Genomic DNA, 18,281 nt, shown 5'->3' with positions numbered 1-18,281 from the left:
GAAAATCAATTCAGACTGTGGGCCAAAAGCGCGATAAGGCGATGAAGATCGTCCTCGCTGCGCATCGTCCTCACAAGATCGGGAATAGCCGATACGGACGGATGGTTATCGGTCGCATCGCGGAATTTCTCGGTCGGATCATTCAAGCCCGGCAAGCCCTTGAACTCGCGGGCCATACGGCTTCCATCCTTGAGCTTGATCTCGGCAATCACGAAACGTGTCTTCGGATCGCTCGACATGCGCGGGGCCGCCTCATCGTGCCGGCGGCGTACACGCCGCGCGATCTCCATCAGGTCGTCGCGCACCGGCGTCTCACCGAAATGGCTGATCTTCAGCGCACCATCGACCAATGCCGTGGCAAAGACGTATTCGGCGCTGAAGCGGGCATCGATGCCAATGGTGGGGTTTGTGACGACCAGCGCCGCATCACCGCCCGGCGGAAAGGTGAGGACGACTTCGTCGATCAATCCAGCATCCAGTTTTTCCCCATGAAGCTGAAGACCGATCATGCCGACGGGATGGCTGGCGGTGCAGCATGGGAAAGCCTTGAGCGTCAGACCCGGAGCAACGATCTGCCATGGCGAACCCCATCCCTCCACCGCCATCCGCGGCCGCTCTTCGCCAAACGCGAAGGCCGAAAAGAAGCCGATCGGATTGTCGAGGAAATCCCTGGCGCCGCCAAAGCCGGCCTTGGCAAGCTTGACCGACAGCAGGCCCGAGCGAGCCGCCATGCCGGCGTGATAGGGCTTGGCATCATGGCCGAACTGCAGGCGCAGGCCGCTCGAATGGGTGGCGGCAAGTCCCAGTGCGGTGGCGGTCTCGGCGACCGAGTAGCCGAGCACATGAGCAACGGCCGCCGCGGCGCCGATGGTGCCGAGCGTCGCGGTCGCGTGGAAACCGTTCTCGTAATGGCGCATCCCGAGCGAGAGGCCGAGGCGCGCCATGGCTTCCAGACCAACGATATAGCCGGCGATCAATCGGTCGGCCGACAGGCGCTCTTCCGATGCCAGCGCAAGCAGCACAGGCACGATGACCGTCGTCGGATGACCTCGGACGCTCGCATGCACATCATCATAATCGAGCACATGGCCGGCATGGGCATTGATCAACGCCGCCGTCAGCGCATCGGTGCGACGCCCCTGCCCGATAATGACGGCCTCGCCCGCACCCGCCGGCAGCTGCTCCAGCAGGATGCGCGTCGTGCGATCGGATGCGCCGCCGAAAGCGCAGGCCAGCCAATCGACGATCGCCTTGCGTGCCGCCGCAACGGCGGCTCCATCGCTCAGCGGTTCTGCTGATACGATGGCCTCGGCGAAAGCTGTGGTCAGCGGAAAGGTCTTTTCCATCATAGATCCCTTCAGATGCCTTCGCCGTCTTCCAGCGAGGCACGCCCGCCGGCAAGTCCGTTGACGAAACGGCGGATACGCGCGTTCGTGGACTTCTGGAAGATATCCTCCGGAGACCCTTGATCAACGATCAGGCCGTTCTCGGTGAAAACAACGACATCACTGACCTCTTCGGCAAAGCGCATTTCATGCGTGACGAGGATGCTGGTCATGCCCTCCTTGACGAGATCACGAATGACGGCAAGCACCTCGCCGACGGTTTCAGGATCGAGAGCGGAGGTTACCTCGTCGAACAGGACGAGATCCGGCCGCATCGCAAGAGCCCGCGCGATCGCCACGCGCTGCTGCTGCCCGCCGGAAAGCTGCCCCGGAAACATCTGCGCCTTTTCGGATAGGCGCACGCGTGCCAGAAGATCCCTGGCGTGACGTTCGGCCTCTGCCCGATCGACGCCGAGGATGCGGATCGGCGCGATCGTGATGTTGTCGAGCACGGACAGATGCGGGAAGAGATTGTACTGCTGGAAGACGATCCCGATCTTCTGCCGCAGCTTGATGCGCTCGGCCTCGTTGCGCATCTGATCGACGCGCACGCCGTTGACCGTAATGTGTCCGGTCTGCGGCGCAACCAGCGCGTTGATGCAGCGCAGGATCGTCGATTTGCCGGATCCGGACGGACCGATGATCGAAACAGTCTGTCCCCGGGCGACCGTCAGGTCGATGCCTTTCAGGACCTCGGTGGATCCAAAGGCGAGATGCACGTTGGCCAGTTCGACGATCGGATTGGTCTGAGCTTGGCTCATGCCGGCTCCTTATGCTTTGAGGCGACGCTCAAGGCGGCGCGTCAGGCTGGAAATGGGATAGCAGAGGGCAAAGAACGCCGTCATCACTACTAAATAGGCGAGTACGGTAAAATCCAACCGGCGCACGGCAGTACTGGCGTCTGTCGCGGCATGCAGCAACTCATGCACGCCGACCAGCGAGGCGAGCGCGCTCGCCATCGTGATCGAGGCAAAGAGGTTCATCCAGGGTGGCAGCGAACGGCGGGCGCATTGCGGCAGGATGATCCAGCGCAGCGCCTGCAGCCGGGAAAAGCCGAGCCCCTTTGACGCTTCCCATTGCGTCGTCGGGATCGATTGGATGGCCCCGCGCGTGATCTCGGCGACATAGGCGCTGGCCGGAATGGCAAGTCCGATCACCGCCTTTAGCCAGTCGGGAAAGGGCAGATAGTGGCCGAACACGACGATTTCGAAAGGAAAGATATAGGTCGTGGCAAAGATTAGCACCAAGTGCGGCGCGTTGCGGAAGACCTGCACATAGAGAACGACTGGATAGCGGACGATCTTCAGCGGCGTCAGCTCGAGAATGCCGAGCGCCACGCCCAATAAGGTCCCACCCGCCATAGCGAGTAGGCTGATGAGGATATTCATCAGGAAGCCGCTGCCGAGGTAGGGCAGCCATTCGATCAGCACATGCAGCAGCGAGAGATCGGCAAGCAGCCAAACGACAGCCGCCACGACCAGAGCGCCAAACGCCCAGACCAACCAGTTACTCGAAGGAGCAGAGGAGAATTTTGCGACGCTCATGTGCCGACCCCGAAGCCCGGCACAGCGAGCCGCTTCTCGACCCAGCGCCCGATCCTGGCTACCGCAAGATTGATGGCGCTGAAGAACAGCAGAATAACGATCATCAGCTCGACGACGTTATCGCGCTGCGTCCAAACCATGATCGAGGCATAGGTGATCTCGCTTACCGCGATCGCATTGCCGACGGTGGTCAGCTTCACCAGATTGATCATGTTGTTGACGATCGCCGGCAGCGAGGCCCTGACGGCAAGCGGTATGGCCACGAAGCGCAGGATCTGCAGGCGGGTGAAGCCGATCGCGCGGGCTGCCTCCACCGTCTGCTCCGGCACCGCCTCGATGCCGGCGCGAAGCGCATCGGCATGAAGCGCTGCCACATGCAGCCCAACGACCGCGACCACCCAGAAGAACGGCGTCAAAGGATTATGCTGCGCACCGCCGAGCCCATTGGAAACGAGCGTGTTCAGCACGAGAAAGCTGAACATCAGCTGCACCAGCGTCGGCGTATTGCGGGTGACTTCGATGAAAGCTCTGACCGGCGCAGACAAGGCCTTGCGGCCGGACGTCAGCATGGCGGCAAAAATCAGGCCAAAAAGCAGGCTGATCGGAATGAGCAGCACAATCAGATAAAGCGTGGTGATGAAACCACCACGCCAGATCTGCGATTCATAGCCGCTGGCCAGGAACTCGTAGTGGAGCCCAATCTTGCCAGTCCAGTCGATGAAGGTCTGAAGAATCGAATTCCCCATGCAATCCGCTCCTCAAGCGACCGACAAGGTCACTTGGCCTCGAGCTTCTTGTGTTCTTCTTCCAGGAAGGTCGTGTTGAGCAGGCGGTTCGCCTTGGCATAGTCGAGAAGCTTGCCGTTGGCATGCAGCTCAAGGATTGCCTTGTCGAGCGCAGCGCTCGTATCGCCTTCGCCCTTGCGCAGCCAGATCACCGAATCCGACGGAACGAGCTCAGTGGGGAACAGGATCTTGTAGTCCTTCCAGTCTTCCGGACGATCCTGAAGAAGCAGGCCGACCGTCGCACCGACATGCACGGCCGCAACGCAATTGCCGCCCTGCAGCGCCAGAAGCGATTCCGGCTGGCTCGGCAGCGCCTTCACTTCGGCGCCATATTGTTCGATCAGCGGCTGGGTGTAGTTCGAGCCCTGAGAAACACAGACCGGCTTGCCCTTCAGGTCGCTCCAGTCCTTCAAACCGCTGTCCTTGCGGCCGACGGCGGCGCCGCCGCTTCGGTCATAGGGCGTCGGCACGTAATCAAGGATCTTGGCGCGCTCCTCCGTGTACTGCATGTTGGCAATCAGGATGTCGACCTTGCCCTGCTGCAGAAACTGCACCCGGTTCGGCGGCGTCACCGTCACCGTTTGCAGCTTGACGCCGAGCTTATCGGCGAGCGCCTTGGCGATGTCGAGGTTATACCCCTTCTGCTCCTGGCTTGCCGGATCGATATAGCCGAAAGGCGCACCTGACAGGATGACGCCAACCGTCAGTGCACCGCGCCCCTTGATGCGATCGAGCGTCGCATCAGCGTGGGCGATCGTGGTAAAAAGCGCGCCGCAGGAAAGAGCAGCGGCAAAAATGGCAGCAGATGTTCGCTTGGCAAAATTCATGAATGTCAGGCTCCTTGTCTGCGCGGAACCTAGAGAGGGCGAGCGCACCACGCGAGGAATCAAATACTATTTATAGAGGGATCGGCGCAACAATTACCCATATAAACCATAGATTTTAACGTGCTTCATTTGCCATTACGCCCGCGCCGATAACGACAGCCAATGCGATCATTGAAAATCAAAGACACTGAGGCCCGCCGCCATTTCGTCGAGGCCAAGCGGGCGCGTCACGGGTGGTTCGGCTCTCGCCAGACAGCCCTGACGCTCACACAGTCGACAGGCCGGACCGATCGTCACCGGTGTCGAACCTAGCGCCTTGCCATAGATGACCTCATCGCGATAGGCAATGTCGCAGCCGATGAGAAGTGCCGTGCGGCGCACCCTTTCGCCAAAGTCCGCCTGAGGACCTTCAACGGTGCGCGATATCGTCAGAAAGCCTGCACCATCGGGCATTTCCGTCGCCTCGACCAGTATCTGCCCTGACTGGGCGAAGGCGGCGTGAATATTGAGCTTGGGACAGCCTCCGCCGAAACGAGCCTGCGGAAAGCCCTGCGCACCCGCCTTGCGCAGGCGATGGCCGGCGCTGTCGATTTCCATCAGGAAGAAGGCGACGCCCGAGGCGCCGGGGCGCTGCAAGGTCGTCAGACGCGTGGCGGCCTGCTCGTAGGAAACCCCGAAGCGGGTGCCGAGCCCATCGATGTCATAATGCAGGCGCTGCGCTGCCGAAAGATAGGCGCCATAAGGCATCAGCAGAGCATGCGAAGCATAGCGCGCCAGCTCGAAACGGGCGATCCGCTTGGCTTCAGGCGTCGAGAGAGTGAGCGAGTCCAGTTCAGCGGCAATCTCGTCACGCAATGCCAGCAGCGAGACCTCGGTTGCGATCTCCCGTAGCTGGTCGAAAGGCGACAAGCGCTCGGAAAGAAACAGGCGCATCGAATGGCGGTCGTAACGCCGGCGCAGGCCCGGCATGGCGCGCACCGGCAGCAGGCGCACGGCAATGCCGTGCTCGCTTTTCAGCCACGTTTTCAGGGCGCCCGCCATGTCGTCGCCGGGTGCAAGACGTGAGTGGAACGCTTCTGAGGCATCCTCGATGCGGGCAAAGAAATTTGGCCGCCCCTGCAACCGGTCGTGCACCTCGTCGAGCGGCAGACGCGGGCCGGCGACATCAGCAACCCGGCCTTCGCGGGCCAAGAGTTCGGCGAGATCGGACAGCCTGGCCGCCTGCTCGCGATAGGCGCGATAGAGCCGGATCATACCGTTTGCCGCGTTTGGCGCGGCCTCAGCAAGCTCGATCAGCTCCTGATCGGCGGGGATCTCGCCGACCAGCAGCGGATCGGCAAAGATCTCGCGCAATTGCCCGGCATTACCGCCCTGCTCGCCCTGTAATTCGTCAAGGTCGATCTTGTAGACACCAGACAGCTTCAAAAGCAGCTGCACGGTCAGCGGCCGCTGATTGCGCTCGATGAGATTGAGATAGGACGGCGAAATCTCCAGCGCCTGCGCCATGGTCGTCTGCGTCAGGCCGAGACCCATACGGATGCGCCGAACCCGCGGCCCGGCAAAGATCTTGCGCTCAGCCATTTGTCATTCCCTTTACAAATTTTCGCTTCGCCTAAATTTTACAAAATTTACAATTTTACTGACGACCGCCGTCAACAATAGCACATCATAACCCTTTTATCTAATGCGTTCTTCCGGTTCTTCTGGTGTCTGGCGCTGCTATCTTGTAAAAATCGTCACGCAATCGACATCGATCAAACGATCAGCAGAACAGCCTTGGGAGATTCGCATGACAGATTTTTACAAACTGGTTCCGAACGCGCCTGGCGGACGCTTCGATGGTGTTGAGCGGCCCTATACGGTCGAGGATGTGAAGCGGCTGCGCGGATCGATCACCATTCGCCATTCCCTAGCAGAGATGGGAGCGAACCGGTTGTGGCAGCTCATTCATGAAGAGGATTTCGTCAACGCGCTCGGCGCGCTCTCGGGCAATCAGGCCATGCAGATGGTCCGCGCCGGGCTGAAGGCGATCTATCTCTCGGGCTGGCAGGTCGCAGCCGATGCCAATACTGCCTCGGCCATGTATCCCGACCAGTCCCTCTACCCCGCCAATGCAGGCCCGGAACTGGCCAAGCGTATCAATCGGACCCTGCAACGGGCAGACCAGATCGAGACCGCCGAGGGCAAGGGTCTTTCTGTCGACACCTGGTTCGCACCGATCGTTGCCGATGCCGAGGCAGGCTTCGGTGGTCCCCTCAACGCCTTCGAGATCATGAAGGCCTATATCGAGGCCGGGGCCGCAGGCGTCCATTTCGAGGATCAGCTGGCGTCGGAGAAGAAATGCGGCCATCTCGGCGGCAAGGTTCTCATCCCAACGGCAGCCCATATACGCAATCTCGACGCCGCCCGCCTGGCTGCCGACGTCATGGGCGTGCCGACATTGGTCGTTGCGCGTACCGACGCTGAGGCCGCCAAGCTTCTGACTTCGGATATCGACGAGCGCGACCAGCCCTTCGTCGATTACGATGCCGGCCGCACGGTCGAAGGCTTCTATCAGGTCAGGAACGGCATCGACCCCTGCATCGCCCGCGCCGTCGCCTACGCACCGCATTGCGACCTCATCTGGTGCGAGACGTCGAAGCCGGATCTCGAACAGGCGCGCAGGTTCGCAGAAGGGGTGCATCGCGCCCATCCGGGCAAGCTTCTCGCCTATAATTGCTCGCCGTCCTTCAACTGGAAGAAAAACCTGGACGACGCAACGATCGCCAAGTTCCAGCGCGAACTCGGCGCGATGGGCTACAAATTCCAGTTCATCACGCTTGCCGGCTTCCACCAGCTGAACTTCGGCATGTTCGAACTCGCCCGCGGCTACAAGGCCCGCCAGATGGCCGCCTATTCCGAACTGCAGCAGGCCGAATTCGCCGCCGAGGCCAATGGTTACACCGCAACCAAGCATCAGCGAGAAGTGGGCACCGGTTATTTCGATGCAGTGTCGCTGGCAATCACCGGCGGCCAGTCATCGACTACGGCCATGCACGGATCGACCGAACACGCCCAGTTCAAGCCGGCAGCAGAGTAATATTGAGCTCAACAGGAGGAGAATGACATGCCATCCATAGCACGCGTTCGCGAGAGAGCCGAGGAGCAATCTCTCACCATGAATGCCGACCAGCAGGCCGTTATCCGCATGCTGGCCAACGAGCTGCATCGCCTCAACCAGGCGGTCATGAATGCGGTCGACGCCGGCGTCTCCGTCGAGCTCGTCCGCTCGGCCCGCCACCATGGCGGCGATGGCAACTGGGGCGACCTGCTGATCCCCGTGGTCGTCGCCAACGCGGCACGGCCGGCTTAGGTCAGGAGCATCGGTCAACCATCTGCGGGCTGTGACCTCATCCGAGGGCCGGCCCGCTTGCCATTGGCGCCCTATACGGTTGCGCCCGGATTGAAATCATCGAATGCCTGCGCCGTGAATTCGGCCGTTGCGCCGGAAGCGATAAGAGCGGCAAGCAAGATCCTGGCCTGACCGGGTCTCAACGTCGAGGAATGGATAGCTCCGGCTTCGACAAGATCATGTCCGCCACCGCCGCCGCCATAGCTCGACATCAGCAGGCCATCCGGCACCCGGCTCGACACGACAACGGGAACGCCGGCGCTCTCGCAACGCTTGACGGCTTCGACCAGGCGGGAATTGGCATTGCCCGAGCCGAGGGCCGCAAGCACGATGCCGTCGGCCCCTGCCCTCAGGCTCGCATCCACGTGCACGGAATCGCAACCCGGATAGATCGCTACCATGTCGACGCGAACTTTGCCGAGCGATGTCGCCAAGCGCGGACTTGCCGGATTGTCGATTGGTCGCGCCTGCCGGAAAGCATCCACGACATCGGAGGAATATTTATAGAGCCCCCAGGCCGGCAGCAGCCTGCCGCCAAAACAGACGAGTACGCCGCGCCTCATACTGGCCTGATCGGCCGCGGCCGCAATGGCGGCTGTGAGATTGGCAGGCCCGTCAGCTTTGGGATGGTCCGCCGTGAATTGCGCGCCGGTGAACAGGACGGGCTTGTTCAACTCATGCTGCAAATGGACGAGCAGCGCCGTTTCCTCCATCGCATCGGTACCGTGCAGGACCACGATGCCGCTCACATCGGCGTCGTCAAGCAAATCGCCGACCCTGTCGCTGATCTCCTGCATGTCGGCGAGCGTGAGGCTCGCCGAATCCTTCGCCATCAGCTCGATGGGCCTCAGCATCACTGGCATGTCGGGCAGAAGCGACAGCAGGCTTTCTCCCGTCAGAGACGGCTTGCTGGCGCCGTTGTCGGCACGCTCGCTTGCGATGGTGCCGCCGGTGGCAATGACCGCCACCAGCGGATTGGTCTTTCCTGCGGTCACGCCTCACCCCGCTCGACCGCCAGCTGCTGGATACGGTCGCGCAGCAGATACCATCCGATCACCAGGGCCGGGGCGATCAGGACAAGCGAGGCGATCGTCCAGGTGCCAACCGGATAATCCAGCGCCATCAGCACCAGCACGGCAAACAGGAATACGAGGGTCAGAATGCCGGTATAGGGCGCACCGAACATGCGGAAATCCGGCCGCGCCATCTCGCCGCGCTGCGAAAGCTTCCACAGCTTGAGCTGACACAACACGATGACGCCCCATGCGCAGATGATGCCCAGAGCCGAAAGGTTCAGCGCGATCTCGAAAGCCGACGACGGAACGACGGCATTGAGCGCGACGCCGATGACGGTGACGGCGGCGGTGACCGCGATGCCGCCATAGGGCACGCCGGCCTTGTTCATCTTGGCAAGCGCTGCCGGCGCCGAACCGGAGACGGCCATCGAATGCAGAATGCGGCCGGTCGAATAGAGGCCGGCGTTCAGCGAGGAAAGCACGGCCGTCAGCACGACGAGATTCATGATGATGTCGGCACCTTCGACACCGATGGCGCCGAAGAAGGTGACGAAGGGACTCTCGCCTGCCTTATAGGCCGTATAGGGCAGAAGCAGCGATAGGAGCAGCACCGAACCGACGTAGAAGACGAGAAGGCGGGCGACCACCGTGCGGATCGCACGCGGCATGACCTTGCGCGGATCCTCCGTCTCGCCCGCAGTCGTGCCGATCAGTTCGATCGAGGCATAGGCGAAGACCACGCCCTGGATGATGACGAAGGCTGGCAGAATGCCGCTCGGGAAGAAGCCTCCGCTATCGCGGATGATGCTGAGGCCTGCCGAATGACCGGCAATCGGGGTTCCGGAGACGACGAAATAGATGCCGACGATCAGGAAGCTGACGAGCGCCAGGACCTTGACCAGGCTGAACCAGAATTCCAGCTCGCCGAAGACCTTGACCGACAAAAGGTTCATGAACAGCACGACCATCAGTGCAATCAGCGCGAATACCCACTGGTCGATGCCGGCGAGCCAGGGAACATAATGCTTGAAGAAATTCATGTAGAGGGCCACGGCCGTGACATCGGCAACCGAAGTCATGGCCCAGTTCAGCCAATACATCCAGCCGACCGCAAATGCCATCTTCTCGCCGTAGAACTCGCGGGCATAGGAAACGAAGGAGCCGGAACTCGGACGGTGCATGATCAATTCGCCGAGCGCACGCAGCACCAGGAAAGCGAAGAAGCCGCAGATCGCATAGACGAAGATCAGGGCCGGACCGGCCGCGGCGAGCCGGCCGCCAGCACCGAGGAAGAGCCCGGTGCCGATCGCGCCGCCGATGGCGATCATTTGGATCTGCCGCGGCTTCAGCGCCTTGTGGTAGCCGAGATCTTCATCGACCGGTGGCCGGCGGTCCGCCGGCACATTCTGAATAGGTTCGACTGACATTGCTCCTCCCTTGAGCCATTTTTTCCGTAGACAGTTCCGGGTCTCGTACCCGACAGGATGCCTTTCAGTTGATCAGACCATCGATCGGAAGGTTATGATCGCCAGCCATCCTGTAATGCTGTATGACAGATTTTTCCTCATAGACATTTTGTGGGGCGGAGGTCAAGTCGCGCACTGGCTTATTGACGTTGTTTGCCGCAGCAGATAACAGCTCCTTAAATCTGTCATACAGCTTGACAGATTTAGCTCGATCTACGCCATAGGAGGATAATGTGGACACGACGCGAAGCGAGTATGATTTGCTGGGTTCGAAGGATATTCCGGCCACTGTCTATTGGGGGGTGCATACCGCCAGAGCCTTGGAAAACTTCCAGGTGACGGGCACGCCGATCGGACGTTACACGCATCTCATCCGTGGACTTGCCTTCGTCAAGGAGGCCGCCGCCCTTGCCAATCACGAGCTTGGCCTGCTCGACAAGGAAAGGCTCGACGCCATCGTGCGGGCCTGCCGCGAGATTCGTGCCGGCGAGCTTCATGAGCAATTCGTCGTGGATGTCATCCAGGGCGGCGCTGGCACTTCCACCAACATGAACGCCAACGAGGTCATCGCCAACCGAGCGCTCGAACTCCTCGGCCACGCCAAAGGCGACTATGCCCGCCTTCATCCGAACGATCACGTCAATCTCAGCCAGTCGACCAATGACGCCTATCCGACGGCGGTCAATGTCGCGCTGATCGAAGCGATCGACGGGCTTGCGGCGGCGATGCAGATGCTGCAGGAGGCTTTCGAACGCAAGGCCAAGGAATTCGACAGCATCCTGAAGGTCGGCCGCACCCAATTGCAGGATGCCGTGCCGATGACGCTCGGCCAGGAGTTCCGGACCTTTGCCGTGATGCTTGGCGAAGACAGATCCCGCCTCATCGAATCCGCTGCCCTTCTGCACGAGGTCAACCTCGGCGCGACCGCCATCGGCACCGGCCTCAATGCGCCGGCCGGCTATGCAGCACTTGCCTGCGCTCATCTCGCGCGATTGACCGGACGTCCACTTGTGACAGCTAGCGACCTGATCGAAGCCACGCAGGATCCCGGCGCATTCGTCCATCTGTCGGGTGTGCTGAAGCGCGTGGCCGTCAAATTGTCGAAGACCTGCAATGATTTGCGTCTGCTGTCTTCCGGCCCTCGAGCTGGCATCGGCGAGATCAACCTGCCGGCCATGCAGGCCGGATCGAGCATCATGCCGGGCAAGATCAATCCGGTGATCCCGGAGATGGCCAACCAAGTCGCCTTCTCGGTGATCGGCAACGACATCACCGTGACCATGGCTGCAGAGGCAGGTCAGCTGCAGCTCAATGCCTTCGAACCGATCATCGTGCGCTCGCTGTCGGAGAGCATCACGCATCTGACTGCGGCCTGCCATATCCTTGCCGAACGTTGCGTCGACGGCATCACCGCCAATCCCGCCATCATGGCACAGCGTCTGCAGGAATCGCTCGGCCTTGCGACAGCGCTCAACCCGCTGATCGGCTATCAGGCGGCGACACAGGTTGCCCGTGAGGCGCTGGCAACCGGCCGTACCGTGCCGGAAATCGTGCTGCAGCATGGCCATTTGACCGCCGAGCAACTTTTCGAGGCGCTCCGGCCGGAAAGGCTCGCCAACCTGCCCATTGTGGTCAACGCTGCGGCTGATCCTCGCCGATGATGGTCGTCACCACGCGCTCGACCTGACCGAGATGGGCCTCCATCGCTGCGATGGCCGCCTGCTCCGAGCCCGCCAAGATCGCTTCGACGATCTGGCGGTGCTCGACATTCGAGGCCACACGCCGCTGCGCCATCATGTTGACCAGTTCCGATTGGCGCATCAGCGCGTCGCGGGCATCCGCAACGATCTTTGCAAATACGGCATTACCGGAGGCCTCTGCGATCATGCTGTGAAATTCAGAGTCGAGCTGCACCCATTTATAGGGGTCTTCCTGCCTGTCCATCTCGTCGCATAGTCCCAGCAATCGCGCCAATTGCGCGTCCGTGCGCCGCAGCGCCGCCCAACCGGCCGCCGGCACCTCGATGAAAGGCCGCGCCTCGATCAGATCGCGCGCGGAATAGCCGCCATAGTGCAACTCCGGACTGGGCGTGGAGGTGACCACGAAGGTGCCGCTGCCGGTGCGGGTTTGCGTGAAACCCAAGGTCTGCAGCGAGCGGAGCGCCTCGCGGACGATGGGGCGGCTCACCCCGTAGTGTCCGGCAAGCTGCGACTCGGCGGGCAGCCGCGTCCCAACCGCCAACCGTCCCGATGTAATTGCCGAACGAATATCGTCGAACACCGCCTCAGCGGCGTTCTTCCGACTGATCGGCCTTGTATAAGATAACCAATCAGCCACCTCACTCATGACACCCAACCTTTATAAACATTCCATGCTTGTCAACAAACGAGGCTTGGAAAGACAGCCCCTGTCCCGGCGCGCCAGCCTCAACCCGAACTGTCGCCGGCATAGACGCGTTTCAGAAAGCCGACAAAGGTTTTCAGCTCCTCTTTGGAGAAGCGCCCGGTGAATTTCCGCTCATGGGCCGCGATCAGATCGCGGCACGCTGCAAGGATCTCCTGACCCTCGCCCGTCAGGATCAGCTGCTGGCGACGGCGGTCGACAGGAGACGGGCGGCGCGCAACCAGATTGCGATCCTCCAACCTATTGACGAGCGACATCATCGTCGCACGATCCATACCGAGAGTTGCCGCTATATCGATCTGGCTCGCCCCCTCGTTCTGCGCGATCAGTTCCAGCACGGCGACCTGCTTCTGCGTCAGGCCAAGGTCTTCCATGGCTCGCGAGAAATCATGATAAAGCGCAACATTGGCCATGCGCAGGTGAAATCCGAGGATGTCCTCCAAGGAGCTGGTGTCAATCCGGCGCATGTCGTCAGCGCCATCCTGCCTCTGCGCCTTTTCCCCACGATTTCCGACCGCCATCACTCCTCCCTGCCCGGCACAGTCAATGCGCCTGGCAGTCTTAGAAGCACAATTCCATGCCGGCAGCAAATTTCCCTTGAGGAGAGCAGGTAAAATATTGTATGTGTTGCATACAAATTTCGCTACGGGAGTGGCGAGGTGGAGGAGCGAATGCAACAGGTCTCGCAGCACATAGGTGAGGCAATCGGCGCGGTGGGGTTGGAGACCGACGATCCGCTTGTCTTTCGGGCCAAAGTCAGCCCGAACCGGCCGGCGGTGATCGAGGTGGCGACAGGCCGGCATCTGAGCTATGGCGAGCTGAATGAACTGGTCTCACGCTGCGCCGGGTTGCTGGCAAAGGTCCTGCCGGGCGGCGAGGATCATCCGCGCATCGCTTATCTTGGCCGCAACTCGATTGCCGAAATCATCGCATGCCTCGGTTGCCAGCGCCTCGGCGCGGTCTTCGTGCCGCTCAATTGGCGTTTGAGCGCAACCGAACTTCAGCAGATCCTCGCCGATTGCCGCCCGCACATGCTGATCGTGGATCGGGAATTCAGCGAAATCGCCGGCGAGACCGGCCCCCTCCTGCCACCAAAGCTGGTCGTGGAGGGTGAGGCTGGTTTTCTTGCTCGTCTGCAGGGCGCGCGCCCTCGTGCCGGCGGGCGAATTGCGGCGGATACGCCTTGCATCATCCTCTACACGTCAGGCACGACCGGTACTCCGAAGGGCGTGATCATCACCAGGCGCAACGCCTTCTTCTCGGCAATCAATTTCGCGCTAGTCGGAGAAGTGACGTCGCAATCCGTCACCCTCTGCGACCTGCCGTTCTTCCACACGATCGGCATCATCGCGATCGCACGAACGACGCTTCTCATGGGCGGACGGCTGGTCATCTCGGACCGCTTCCAGCCTGAGCGAACCCTCTCTGTCCTCGGCGATACGGCCCTCGGCATAACGCATTATTTCGCCATTCCCCAGATGGCCTCGGCATTGCGCGCATCGCCCCATTGGAATCCCGCTGCCTTGGAGGCTCTGAAAGCGATCTTCATCGGCGGCGCTCCGCTTTCGCCTGCCCTGATTGAGTCTTTCCTCGAAGACGGCGTTGCCCTCGTCAACGGCTATGGCATGAGCGAGGCCGGCACCGTCCTGCACATGCCGCTCGACAAGGACATGATATCGGCCCATCCCGGCAGCGTCGGCTTTGCCGCACCGCTAACCGAGGTTCGCCTCCTGGCATCGGATGGAACCGATGCCGCCGATGGCGACGTCGGCGAGATCTGGCTGCGCGGGCCGGCTGTGACGCCGGGCTACTGGAACAAGCCGAAGGAAACGGCCAGCGCCTTCGTCGACGGATGGTATCGAACCGGCGATCTCGGCAGGCGCGACGAAACCGGTCTGCTTTACATACCCGACCGGCTGAAAGACATGTATATCAGCGGCGGCGAGAATGTCTTCCCGGCCGAGGTCGAAGCTGTCATCGCAACGCATCCGGCCGTGCGTGATGTCGCCGTCATCGGCATCCCCGATCCGCGATGGGGCGAGAGCGGCGTGGCCTTCGTCGTACCGGCCTCCCCCGAAGTGCTTGCCGAGGACATTCTCAGCCACTGCGCAGCCCGCCTTGCTACCTACAAGCGCCCGCTACGCGTCATCTTCCTTGAAGCCATTCCGCGCACCGCATCCGGCAAGGCGCAAAAGCATATCCTCAGACAATCACATACCGACACCGATCCGAAGCCGTTTTGACGGTCGGCAGGCATGACTGAAACACTAAAGATGAGCAGGAGAGACAGATGACGGAAATTGAGAAGACCACGGCCGATCCGGTGCTTGTCGAATTCGACAATGGCATCGCCTTCGTGACGTTGAATCGCCCCGATAAACGCAACGCGATGAATCCTGCGCTCAACAGGCGCATGCTCGAAGTCCTGGACGATCTTGAAGGCGATGAGCGGTGCGGCGTTCTGGTCCTGCGCGGAGCAGGCTCATCCTGGTCGGCCGGCATGGATCTCAAGGAATACTTCCGCGACAATGACGGCAAGCCGCGCGATGCGACGCTGAAGAGCCGCCGGCAATCCGGCGGCTGGTGGAGCCGGCTGATGTATTTCGAGAAACCGACGATCGCCATGGTCAACGGCTGGTGCTTCGGGGGCGCCTTCACGCCGCTGGTCGCCTGCGATCTCGCGATATCAGCCAACGAAGCAACCTTCGGCCTCTCCGAAATCAACTGGGGCATCCTGCCCGGCGGCAACGTTACCCGCGCCGTTGCCGAAGTAATGAACCACCGCGACTCCCTCTACTACATCATGACCGGAGAAACCTTTGGCGGACAGAAGGCCCGCGACATGGGCCTCGTCAACGAGTCCGTGCCGCTGGAACAGCTCGAAATCCGCGTGCGCGCTATTTGCGCTATCCTCCTCAAGAAGAACCCGGTCGTGCTCAAAGCCGCCAAGGACACGTTCAAGCGCGTGCGCAATCTGCCCTGGGATCTGGCCGATGATTACATCTATGCCAAGCTCGAGCAGATGCTGTTTCTCGACAAAACGGGAGGACGCGACGAGGGCCTCAAGCAGTTCCTCGACGACAAGGCCTATCGGCCGGGTCTTGGTGCCTACAAGCGGTAGCCGTTGTCGGCGCGAATACATGGATTGATGCTATAATTCGCGGCGGCCAGCGGGAACTGGCCGCCGCAACGTCGTTTGATCAGAAGGGATAGTGCTGCGCGGAATCTTCGATGGTGATCCAGCGCAGATCGGTGAATTCGGCGATCGCAGCCTTACCGCCGAAGCGGCCGTAGCCGCTGCCCTTGACGCCGCCGAACGGCATCTGCGCTTCATCGTTCAAAGTCGGGCCGTTGATATGGCAAATACCGGACTGAATGCGTCCGGCAACGGCAAGCGCGCGCTGTACGTCGCGGCTGAAGACGGCCGACGACAAGCCGTATTCGGTGTCGTTGGCAATCCGTACCGCCTCATCCTCGCTTGCCACACGAATGATCGGCTTCACCGGCCCAAAGGATTCTTCCGCATAGACGCGCATATCCGGTGTGACGAAATCGAGCAACGTCGCCTCCACCACCGTTCCGCTGCGCTTGCCGCCGGCTATCAGTTTGGCTCCCTTGGCCTGCGCGTCGGCGATCAGCTCCTCCATCTTCTTGGCTGCATCGAGGCTGATCAGCGAACCCAGCACCACATGGCCGCGCGGATCGCCCGCCGGCAGCGCGCTGGCGCGCGCCGCAAGCTTGGCGACGAAGGCGTCGGCGATCGCCTGATGCACGATGATGCGCTCGGTCGACATGCAGATCTGGCCTTGGTGCATGAAGGCGCCGAAGATTGCCGCGTTGACGGCACCATCGATATCGGCATCCTCGAGCACCACCAGCGGCGCCTTGCCGCCGAGTTCCAGCAGAGCCGGTTTCAGATGCTTGCCGCTGAGTTCAGCGATGATCTTGCCCACCTTGGTCGAGCCGGTGAAATTGACACGGCGCACTGCGGGATGCGCGATCAGGCCCTCGACGATCCGGGGCGCATCCTCGGGCGCATTGGTGATGACGTTGATGACGCCAGCCGGCAGGCCTGCTTCCGTCAGGGCCGTCGCGATCAGCCGCTGCGTGCCGGGGCATTGTTCGGAAGCCTTCAGGATCACCGTGTTGCCGCAGGCGATCGGCATGGCAATGGCCCGCGTCGCCAGGATGACAGGCGCATTCCAGGGCGCGATCGCCAGGCAAACGCCGGCCGCCTGGCGGATGCCCATGGCGAGCGTGCCGGGCTTGTCGGAAGGAATGATCTCGCCGCCGATCTGCGTCGTCATGGCGGCCGCTTCGCGCAGGATATTGGCGGCAAGCATGACGTTGAAGCCGGCCCAGGGCGCGGTCGCTCCCGTCTCCTCCATCATCAGCGTCGTGAACTCGCCGACCTTGGCATCCATGATATCGGCCGCTTTTGCCAGGATCGCGCGGCGCTGGCCGGGGCCGGTGCTCGCCCAGGCTGGGAAGGCGTTGGATGCGGCTTCGATCGCAGCCGCCACGTCCCGGAGGCCGGCCGCCGGTGCCCGGCTTGCCAGCTTTTCGGTAAAGGGGTCCAGACGGTCATAGGTCCGGCCGCTGGCGGCCGGCCTGTCGACGCCGTTGATGAGAAGGGAAATGTTCATCTCTTGTCTCCTGATGCGAATAATATCTAGAAGCCGAGCACGTCGGCATTGATGGAGGCTTCAAGCCCGCCATCGGTGGGGAGATTGGCGCCATTGATCCAGCGCGCACCGTCCGAGCACAAGAACAGGATGGCAGGGGCGATGTCGGCTGAGGTACCCGCCCGGCCGACGCGCGTGATATCGCTGTCGACGCGAGCGTCGCCAAGCACGGCGCGGAACTGCTTGAGGATCCGCGTTTCGACGGGACCAGGGCTGACGGCGTTGACGCGAATGCCGCGATCCTTGAAGAGCGCTTGATGTGCGGCCCGCATGGTCCAGAGCAGCAGCAGCTCCTTGGACAGCGGATAGCCCTCTTCGTTCTTCAAACCATGCTCAGCGACGAGACCGGCGACATCAGGAAAGCCTTCGATTGCCGTCAGCTTCTTTGTTCGCTCCAGATTGGCGCGCCAGCCATAGCCCGCGATCGAGGCGACATTGACGATCGCCCCGCCCTCGCGCAGGCGGGGTGCGACCGCCTCGGAAAGCGTACGCAAACCGTAGAAATTGACTGCAAGCGTTGCCGCGACGCCGGTGCTTCCGGAAAGCCCTGCGACATTGGCCAGAGCATCGACGCGGTTGGGCAATTGGCGGACGATGTCCGCTACGCCTTCGGCGGTCGAGATATCGCCCTTGATGAAGGAACTGATGCCCGACGACGGCTCGCGGACATCGACGCCGATAATGTCAGCGCCCATCTGCCCCGCAAGTTCGGCGGTGCGCGCGCCGATACCCGAAGCGACCCCAGTGACGAGGATGGTCTTGCCGAAAAGCATGATTTC

The 18,281-nt window shown here is 61.6% G+C and carries 17 protein-coding genes; 5 read left to right on the top strand and 12 right to left on the bottom strand.

Features of this window, described 5'->3' with window-relative positions; genetic code table 11:
• Nucleotides 1-5: 5 nt before the first annotated feature.
• From FHT28_RS22275 to FHT28_RS22250, 6 genes are all read right to left on the bottom strand, one after another.
• Entirely contained in the window at nucleotides 6-1,346 is a 1,341-nt protein-coding gene (locus FHT28_RS22275) for an MmgE/PrpD family protein (RefSeq protein WP_168597388.1), read from the bottom strand.
• Nucleotides 1,347-1,357: 11 nt separating this feature from the next.
• A complete protein-coding gene (locus tag FHT28_RS22270) occupies nucleotides 1,358-2,146 on the bottom strand; it encodes an amino acid ABC transporter ATP-binding protein (RefSeq protein WP_168597387.1) in 789 nt (262 codons plus the stop codon).
• A 9-nt stretch (nucleotides 2,147-2,155) separates the two neighbouring features.
• The gene (locus tag FHT28_RS22265) at nucleotides 2,156-2,929 is read right to left on the bottom strand and encodes an amino acid ABC transporter permease (RefSeq protein ID WP_168597386.1); all 774 of its coding nucleotides are present in this window, start codon (nucleotides 2,927-2,929) and stop codon (nucleotides 2,156-2,158) included.
• Nucleotides 2,926-3,675 carry an amino acid ABC transporter permease gene (locus FHT28_RS22260; RefSeq protein WP_168597385.1) on the bottom strand — a complete coding sequence of 250 codons (750 nt, stop codon included), beginning with the start codon at nucleotides 3,673-3,675 and terminating at the stop codon, nucleotides 2,926-2,928. The genes FHT28_RS22265 and FHT28_RS22260 overlap by 4 nt, the downstream gene beginning before the upstream one ends.
• A 29-nt stretch (nucleotides 3,676-3,704) precedes the next feature.
• Nucleotides 3,705-4,541 (bottom strand): transporter substrate-binding domain-containing protein, encoded by an 837-nt coding sequence (locus FHT28_RS22255; RefSeq protein WP_168597384.1) that lies wholly within the window; start codon nucleotides 4,539-4,541, stop codon nucleotides 3,705-3,707.
• Nucleotides 4,542-4,709: 168 nt separating this feature from the next.
• The gene (locus FHT28_RS22250; RefSeq protein ID WP_168597383.1) at nucleotides 4,710-6,122 is read right to left on the bottom strand and encodes an XRE family transcriptional regulator; all 1,413 of its coding nucleotides are present in this window, start codon (nucleotides 6,120-6,122) and stop codon (nucleotides 4,710-4,712) included.
• 208 nt (nucleotides 6,123-6,330) lie between these two features.
• Here FHT28_RS22250 and aceA point away from each other — a divergent pair, with 208 nt between their 5' ends.
• Nucleotides 6,331-7,620 carry an isocitrate lyase gene (gene aceA / locus FHT28_RS22245; RefSeq protein WP_037192194.1) on the top strand — a complete coding sequence of 430 codons (1,290 nt, stop codon included), beginning with the start codon at nucleotides 6,331-6,333 and terminating at the stop codon, nucleotides 7,618-7,620.
• 27 nt (nucleotides 7,621-7,647) lie between these two features.
• On the top strand, nucleotides 7,648-7,893 hold the full coding sequence (locus FHT28_RS22240) for a hypothetical protein (protein ID WP_037192196.1): 246 nt from the start codon (nucleotides 7,648-7,650) through the stop codon (nucleotides 7,891-7,893).
• 71 nt (nucleotides 7,894-7,964) lie between these two features.
• Here FHT28_RS22240 and FHT28_RS22235 read toward each other — a convergent pair whose 3' ends face one another.
• The gene (locus FHT28_RS22235; RefSeq protein WP_168597382.1) at nucleotides 7,965-8,927 is read right to left on the bottom strand and encodes an asparaginase; all 963 of its coding nucleotides are present in this window, start codon (nucleotides 8,925-8,927) and stop codon (nucleotides 7,965-7,967) included.
• Nucleotides 8,924-10,375, bottom strand: coding sequence for an amino acid permease (locus tag FHT28_RS22230; protein ID WP_168597381.1), 1,452 nt, complete (start codon nucleotides 10,373-10,375; stop codon nucleotides 8,924-8,926). Before FHT28_RS22230 ends, FHT28_RS22235 begins: the two co-directional genes overlap by 4 nt.
• 272 nt (nucleotides 10,376-10,647) lie before the next feature.
• On the opposite strand from FHT28_RS22230, the gene FHT28_RS22225 reads away from it, so the two are divergent.
• A complete protein-coding gene (locus FHT28_RS22225; RefSeq protein WP_168597380.1) occupies nucleotides 10,648-12,075 on the top strand; it encodes an aspartate ammonia-lyase in 1,428 nt (475 codons plus the stop codon).
• Here the strand turns inward: FHT28_RS22225 and FHT28_RS22220 are convergent.
• The gene (locus FHT28_RS22220) at nucleotides 12,047-12,760 is read right to left on the bottom strand and encodes a FadR/GntR family transcriptional regulator (RefSeq protein WP_168597379.1); all 714 of its coding nucleotides are present in this window, start codon (nucleotides 12,758-12,760) and stop codon (nucleotides 12,047-12,049) included. The two genes, FHT28_RS22225 and FHT28_RS22220, sit on opposite strands and share 29 nt — an antisense overlap.
• An 80-nt stretch (nucleotides 12,761-12,840) precedes the next feature.
• A complete protein-coding gene (locus FHT28_RS22215; RefSeq protein WP_092573624.1) occupies nucleotides 12,841-13,284 on the bottom strand; it encodes a MarR family transcriptional regulator in 444 nt (147 codons plus the stop codon).
• Nucleotides 13,285-13,488: 204 nt separating this feature from the next.
• Between FHT28_RS22215 and FHT28_RS22210 the strand changes: the two genes are divergently transcribed.
• Both FHT28_RS22210 and FHT28_RS22205 read left to right on the top strand, forming a co-directional pair.
• Nucleotides 13,489-15,060 (top strand): AMP-binding protein, encoded by a 1,572-nt coding sequence (locus FHT28_RS22210; protein WP_168597378.1) that lies wholly within the window; start codon nucleotides 13,489-13,491, stop codon nucleotides 15,058-15,060.
• Between the two features lie 47 nt (nucleotides 15,061-15,107).
• Nucleotides 15,108-15,938, top strand: coding sequence for a p-hydroxycinnamoyl CoA hydratase/lyase (locus FHT28_RS22205; RefSeq protein ID WP_168597377.1), 831 nt, complete (start codon nucleotides 15,108-15,110; stop codon nucleotides 15,936-15,938).
• 79 nt (nucleotides 15,939-16,017) lie between these two features.
• Here FHT28_RS22205 and FHT28_RS22200 read toward each other — a convergent pair whose 3' ends face one another.
• Together FHT28_RS22200 and FHT28_RS22195 are read right to left on the bottom strand one after the other, a co-directional pair.
• Nucleotides 16,018-17,463 carry an aldehyde dehydrogenase gene (locus FHT28_RS22200; RefSeq protein ID WP_168597376.1) on the bottom strand — a complete coding sequence of 482 codons (1,446 nt, stop codon included), beginning with the start codon at nucleotides 17,461-17,463 and terminating at the stop codon, nucleotides 16,018-16,020.
• 26 nt (nucleotides 17,464-17,489) lie between these two features.
• The gene (locus FHT28_RS22195) at nucleotides 17,490-18,275 is read right to left on the bottom strand and encodes a coniferyl-alcohol dehydrogenase (RefSeq protein WP_168597375.1); all 786 of its coding nucleotides are present in this window, start codon (nucleotides 18,273-18,275) and stop codon (nucleotides 17,490-17,492) included.
• Between the last annotated feature and the right edge of the window lie 6 nt (nucleotides 18,276-18,281).

The organism is Rhizobium sp. SG570, from assembly GCF_012275345.1.
In the GTDB taxonomy this organism is placed as follows: domain Bacteria; phylum Pseudomonadota; class Alphaproteobacteria; order Rhizobiales; family Rhizobiaceae; genus Rhizobium; species Rhizobium lusitanum.
The sequence above is the reverse complement of the archived record's forward strand: the minus strand, read 5'-3'. Positions and strand labels throughout refer to the sequence as shown.

Bases quoted from the DNA above. Each gene is read 5' to 3' on its own strand.
- aceA (WP_037192194.1), top strand. From the start codon at position 6,331: ATGACAGATTTTTACAAACTGGTTCCGAACGCGCCTGGCGGACGCTTC.
- FHT28_RS22260 (WP_168597385.1), bottom strand. From the start codon at position 3,675: ATGGGGAATTCGATTCTTCAGACCTTCATCGACTGGACTGGCAAGATT.
- FHT28_RS22210 (WP_168597378.1), top strand. From the start codon at position 13,489: ATGCAACAGGTCTCGCAGCACATAGGTGAGGCAATCGGCGCGGTGGGG.
- FHT28_RS22230 (WP_168597381.1), bottom strand. From the start codon at position 10,375: ATGTCAGTCGAACCTATTCAGAATGTGCCGGCGGACCGCCGGCCACCG.
- FHT28_RS22250 (WP_168597383.1), bottom strand. From the start codon at position 6,122: ATGGCTGAGCGCAAGATCTTTGCCGGGCCGCGGGTTCGGCGCATCCGT.
- FHT28_RS22220 (WP_168597379.1), bottom strand. From the start codon at position 12,760: ATGAGTGAGGTGGCTGATTGGTTATCTTATACAAGGCCGATCAGTCGG.
- FHT28_RS22265 (WP_168597386.1), bottom strand. From the start codon at position 2,929: ATGAGCGTCGCAAAATTCTCCTCTGCTCCTTCGAGTAACTGGTTGGTC.
- FHT28_RS22275 (WP_168597388.1), bottom strand. From the start codon at position 1,346: ATGGAAAAGACCTTTCCGCTGACCACAGCTTTCGCCGAGGCCATCGTA.
- FHT28_RS22215 (WP_092573624.1), bottom strand. From the start codon at position 13,284: ATGCGCCGGATTGACACCAGCTCCTTGGAGGACATCCTCGGATTTCAC.
- FHT28_RS22205 (WP_168597377.1), top strand. From the start codon at position 15,108: ATGACGGAAATTGAGAAGACCACGGCCGATCCGGTGCTTGTCGAATTC.
- FHT28_RS22195 (WP_168597375.1), bottom strand. From the start codon at position 18,275: ATGCTTTTCGGCAAGACCATCCTCGTCACTGGGGTCGCTTCGGGTATC.
- FHT28_RS22255 (WP_168597384.1), bottom strand. From the start codon at position 4,541: ATGAATTTTGCCAAGCGAACATCTGCTGCCATTTTTGCCGCTGCTCTT.
- FHT28_RS22240 (WP_037192196.1), top strand. From the start codon at position 7,648: ATGCCATCCATAGCACGCGTTCGCGAGAGAGCCGAGGAGCAATCTCTC.
- FHT28_RS22270 (WP_168597387.1), bottom strand. From the start codon at position 2,146: ATGAGCCAAGCTCAGACCAATCCGATCGTCGAACTGGCCAACGTGCAT.
- FHT28_RS22200 (WP_168597376.1), bottom strand. From the start codon at position 17,463: ATGAACATTTCCCTTCTCATCAACGGCGTCGACAGGCCGGCCGCCAGC.